This window comes from Bradyrhizobium sp. MI1.4 (assembly GCF_055811315.1).
In genome coordinates this window covers 1-4,908 of record NZ_JBVVPP010000103.1, presented here as the reverse complement: position 1 = coordinate 4,908, position 4,908 = coordinate 1, and the positions used below count along the sequence as shown (strand labels likewise).

Genomic DNA, 4,908 nt, shown 5'->3' with positions numbered 1-4,908 from the left:
AGCGGATTATGCGTAGCGCGGGATTATGCGGAGTCGTGGACTGGTAGCCGCGATTTTCCCGAGCTTTTGCGACTGCGCCGCTCCGCATAATCCCGAGGAGAGAAGCCGCGGCGCCTCGCACGAGGTGAGGCGCCGCAGCGGCGCGGGTCAGCGCGACCAGACCAGCGCGTAGCCGTCATCGACCGCGACGAGGTTGGCGTAGATGGGCGCCGGGAAGGACGGGTCGTCGAGCTTAACCGAGTGATAGACGGCGTTGTCCTTGGAGGTGCGCTGCCACGCGGCACCTATCTCGACATTGCCGACCACCACGCGCAGGTTCGGAGCCTTCTCGTTCTCGGAGGGTTCGGCAGGAAGGAAGCGCGCCTTGAAGTTGAGCGAGAGCGTCTTGATGGTGCCGGTGTATGAGCCGTCTTCGGCGCGGGTGAAGGTGCCAATCTGAGCCATGGTAATCTCCTGTTGCTGTTTTCAAGCCCGCGACCATCGCGGCCTTGATGGCGATCTTTGAGCGCCGCAACGACCGGCCCGCAGCCTCTGGCCCGCAGCGCAGCGGAGGATGGCGGGCTGAGCGATCTTGTTGCCTCGCGAGGAATGCCGCCGCTTGGCGGCAGGGGAAGAAGATCGCGAACAAGCCATTGCGGGTAAAGGTCGGCGAGCGCAGCGAGCGTATTGTGGCGCGTAATCCGCCAGCAAAAGGCCGGTATGGACGTGGGCCAAGCAGCCCGACAGGAGAGCATCGCTCAAAGGCCTCACCACCGCCGCGACGGCGACACCATCACGGCAAGCGCGATCGAGCCACAGCGCTTTGCTTCGCCGATTCCAACCCAATGGAGAAGAGCTCGATTGCTCGTGCGGGACGGCGCGGTGATGCCGCGACGTCACAGCGCATCAAAGGTATTTCGTCGTAACGATCGGCTGCCCGACGTCTCTCACCCTGAAGGCAGAGGTGCTTTCTCCAACAGCGAGGCAATCAGCGCGTCTGGTGCCTTGAACCGTCCACGGCGCAGCGCCGGCGGAATGACCGCTTCCACAGCCTCAAGCTTTTCAGAGGGATCCATGCGGAGATAAATCTCCGTCGTGCGGATATCGGCGTGGCCAAGCCAGAGCGCAACCTTGCGGATGTCGCGTGTGGCCTGCAGCATCAGGACTGCACAACTGTGCCGCAAAAGGTGTGGCGACAGGGTGCGCCCGCCTAGCGTCGGGCATCGAGCTGCGGCCGCCTTTGCGTGCTTTTCGAGGATATACTCAAAGCCGGCGCGGGTCATCGCCATCCCTTGGGCGTTGACGAACAGCTCTGTCGCCGGCGGCTTTCCTCGCACTGACAGCCAAGCGCGCAAATCGCGAGCGGTTTCCTTCCATAGCGGAAGGCTGCGTTCGCGCCGGCCCTTGCCGAACACCAGGATGCTTGGCCTCGGTTGCAGCGTGACGTTCTCCAGGGTGAGGCCAGTCAACTCGGAGACGCGCAGGCCGCCGGCGAAGCACAGATGCAACATCGCTCGATCCCGTAGTCCGAGGCGTGTCGTCGCGTCGGGCGCATTGAGCACGGAGCGGATCTCGTCCATGGTCAGATGGCGGATGAGCTTCTGGTCATGACGCTTGCCTGGGATCGCATTGATCTGGGCGACCTGCTCCAAGGCGCCGGGATGCCGCAGCTCGACGTAGCGCATGAACGACTTGATCGCGGCGAGCCGCAGGTTGCGAGTCGCCGGACCGTTGCCGCGGTCATGTTCGATGTGATGCAGGAACGCGACCACCATGTCTGCATCGATCTGCTCGAGCTGGAGCAGAGAGGGGCGCGTGTGCAGACGCCGGGCGGCAAAGGCGAACAACAGCTGGAAGCTGTACGCATAGGTCTCGCAGGAGTGCGGACTGTAGCCGCGCTGCTGCGGCATGTGCTCGCGCATGAAGCTGGTGATGAGCGGGGCGATCGGCGTCATGCGACCTCCCCGGCGATCAGCGCCTCGGCAGCACCCGCTATATCGGCCATGAGGTCCGGGGTGGCTTCCAGATACCAGTAGGTATGTCGGATGTCTGCATGGCCGAGATAAGTGGCGAGAGCGACGAAGTCGCGCGCAACATCATCACGACGCGTCGCGCATTGCTCCAGCACACGCGTCGCGAAGGTGTGGCGCAGATCATGGATACGCGGGCGACGCGGCCGATTCTGACCGACGCTAGCCTTGCGCAGGATCACATAGAAGTTGCTCTGGGCGGTCCGAAGCGACATAGGCTTGGCACCCACGGACAGGAACACATGGTCATCCATCCCGGCGAACCGCCGCCGGACCTCAAGGTAGGCCTGCAGCGCCTCGACCACGCTGGGGTGCATCGGCACGAGTCTGCTCTTGTTGAACTTGGTCAGGCGGATGTGCAGCACGCCGTCGGGCAGCAGATCGTCCAACCGCAGGTTCAGGGCCTCGGAGATCCGCAGGCCCGTCGATGCCAGCAGCCCGATCAGCATCACATAGATGTGGCGCCTGAGCGGGCTGGGCTTTTGGCGCCGTAGATTGCCCGCAGCGTCGAGCATGCGAGCCAGTTCCTCCCGCGTGTAGATATAGGGCGCGGGACGTGTTGCAGGGCTGCGGGGGTGATGCGGCACTTCATGCGCGCGATCCTCCGCGTAGAGAAAGCGTGCAAAGAGCGCGATCTCCTGAAGCCGCCGCTGGTGACTGCGCGGCGTCGACGAGACGGCCGCCGCCCAGGCGGTCGCGGTCTCGCGGCGAACATGAGTATCGCCCCGGTCGCCCGCATAACGCGCGAACGCGGTGAGGTGTCGGGTCGTCTTTGCGAGCTTAAAGCCGAGCGAGCGGCGCAGCTCGATGTAGCGATCAACATCATCGATCAGCATGGCGACCTCCCGGGCCAGGGCTGCGCGATGGCCGCCAGCAGCGCGATATCGACCTTGGCGTAATGCGCCGTCATCGTCTGCGATCGGTGGCGCAGCACCGTGCTCACGCCCGGCAGGCTGACGCCGTGGCGGAGCATCGCCGTGGCCGCCGAGTGGCGCAGGATATGCGCACCCTTGTAACGGCTCTCGACGCCCGCGCGCTTGAGCGCGCGCTTGACCATACATTTGACCGTGATGCGGTCGATTGGCCGCAGCGGCGCATATTCGGTGATGAACAGGGATGGCGTCGCCAGTGCCGGCCGTCCGCGTTCGATGTAGGCGAGCAGCGCGTCGCCGATCTCCTGGGTGAGCGGCAGCAGTTCCTCGCGCCGGCCTTTGCCGCACAGGCGGATGCTGCCCTGCCGCCAGTCGATATCGTCGAAGCTGAGCCGCGCCACCTCGCTCGCCCGAAGCCCGAGCCGGACCAACAGCAGGATGATGGCTCGGTCGCGCAGGCGCCGCTCCCCGTCGCACGCACCGATGATCCGCGCGATATCGGCATCAGGCAGGAAGCGCGGGATCGATGCCAGCCGCCATCCCGCAACATTCGGCATGGCGTGGTCGAGCCCAGGCGGACATCGTCCTGTCGCGATCAGGAAGCGCAGGAACGCGCGGATGCCGACCGATATGCCCTTCATGCGCTCGACCGATACGGCCTTTGCACGTTCGATCATGTATGCCCGGATCGTCACGGCGTCGTAGGCCGTCGGGATATCCCCCAGCGCATCGACGAAGGGAGTAATCGTCCCAAGGTACGCGGCGAGCGTCGTTTCAGCCAGGCCGCGCTGCTCGCGGGCCCAAGCCGCAAATTCGAGAACCAGTGGCGCCGCCGATTTGGTCGGTAATCGCGTCATCACGCCCTGATCCTCAAGGTAGGCGATGAACAGCTTGGCGCACTCGACCGCGTCCTTGTTGAGGTCGCCGCGGAAGCGCGGCCGATGTCCCGCTTCGATCAAGGCGAATGAGGCCGCATGCGCCTCACGGATTGCAGCCAGCGTGTAGCCTTCCCCGCGCGCCCAGTGCGTCCAACTCGCAAGCAGCCGCATCCTCTCGATGATGGTAAGTGGCGTATATCGGCGCCCGCGGAGCCATTGAGCAAAGTCGGCCGCGTGGTCTGCGGCCATTCCCGCCTTCAATCGGTCCCAGACCGCGTTCTGACGGACATAGACACCTGTTGGCATGTCGCCCCCTTCTGCATGTGGAGGCTGGACTATGGTCGAGGTGGTTGCTGTTCGGAACGTCAGTCAGCGGTTGTGTTGGGCGCGCTCGTGCCGTACGTGTCCGATTGGAGCCGGATGGTTCTCCGGGCGTGCCGTGATGCCCTGCGACCGACGGGCCTTGCTGGGCGGATCTGCCCCGAGATGCGGTCTGCGACCCGGCCTGTTCCCCGCAACAGCGTGCCGGCGATCTTCTTCCCCGCGGCTGCGCCGCTCCTCGCGCAGCAACAAGATCGCCGCACGCCGTCCTTCGCATGCGCTGCGGCCTGACGGTGCGGGTCGGCCGTCCCGGGGCTTTCGATCGCCACAAGGCCGCGATGGTCGCGGGCTTGAACACAGCACAGGAGATCCACCATGTCCCAGATCGGTTCGTTCACCCGCAGCAACGATGGCACCTACACCGGCACCATCAAGACGCTCGCGATCGATGCCAAGGCGCGCATCGTCCCCAGCGATCCCGCCTCCACCAGCGACAAGGCGCCAGACCTGCGCGTGATCGTCTCAGGCGTCGAGATCGGTGCCGCCTGGCGCCGGACCTCGAAGGACAATCGCTCCTACCACTCGGTCAAGCTCGACGATCCGTCCTTTACGGCGCCCATCTACGCCAACCTCTTCGAAGGCGACGATGGCGAGTGTGCGCTGATCTGGTCGCGCTGACCTACACCGCGGCGTCTCGCAACATCGCGGGACGCCGCGGACAGAGCCCTCGTTATTATGCGGAGCGGCGCAACCACAAAAGCCACAAAAGCCCGGGAAAACCGCGGCTACCAGCCAACGACTCCGCATAATCCCGCGCTACGCATAATC

At 64.8% G+C, this 4,908-nt stretch carries 5 protein-coding genes; 1 reads left to right on the top strand and 4 read right to left on the bottom strand.

The features are described from left to right. Positions 1-147: 147 nt before the first annotated feature. From AC0L23_RS39620 to AC0L23_RS39605, 4 genes are all read right to left on the bottom strand, one after another. Positions 148-444 carry a DUF736 domain-containing protein gene (locus AC0L23_RS39620; RefSeq protein WP_141340643.1) on the bottom strand — a complete coding sequence of 99 codons (297 nt, stop codon included), beginning with the start codon at positions 442-444 and terminating at the stop codon, positions 148-150. Positions 445-926: 482 nt separating this feature from the next. Continuing rightward, on the bottom strand, positions 927-1,934 hold the full coding sequence (locus tag AC0L23_RS39615; protein ID WP_473358387.1) for a tyrosine-type recombinase/integrase: 1,008 nt from the start codon (positions 1,932-1,934) through the stop codon (positions 927-929). After that, complete coding sequence (locus AC0L23_RS39610) at positions 1,931-2,845, bottom strand: tyrosine-type recombinase/integrase (protein ID WP_377786191.1); 915 nt, start codon at positions 2,843-2,845, stop codon at positions 1,931-1,933. The genes AC0L23_RS39615 and AC0L23_RS39610 overlap by 4 nt, the downstream gene beginning before the upstream one ends. Then, on the bottom strand, positions 2,839-4,065 hold the full coding sequence (locus AC0L23_RS39605; RefSeq protein ID WP_473358386.1) for a tyrosine-type recombinase/integrase: 1,227 nt from the start codon (positions 4,063-4,065) through the stop codon (positions 2,839-2,841). The genes AC0L23_RS39610 and AC0L23_RS39605 overlap by 7 nt, the downstream gene beginning before the upstream one ends. Before the next feature lie 390 nt (positions 4,066-4,455). Here AC0L23_RS39605 and AC0L23_RS39600 point away from each other — a divergent pair, with 390 nt between their 5' ends. Next, entirely contained in the window at positions 4,456-4,758 is a 303-nt protein-coding gene (locus tag AC0L23_RS39600) for a DUF736 domain-containing protein (RefSeq protein ID WP_100951628.1), read from the top strand. Positions 4,759-4,908: the final 150 nt, after the last annotated feature.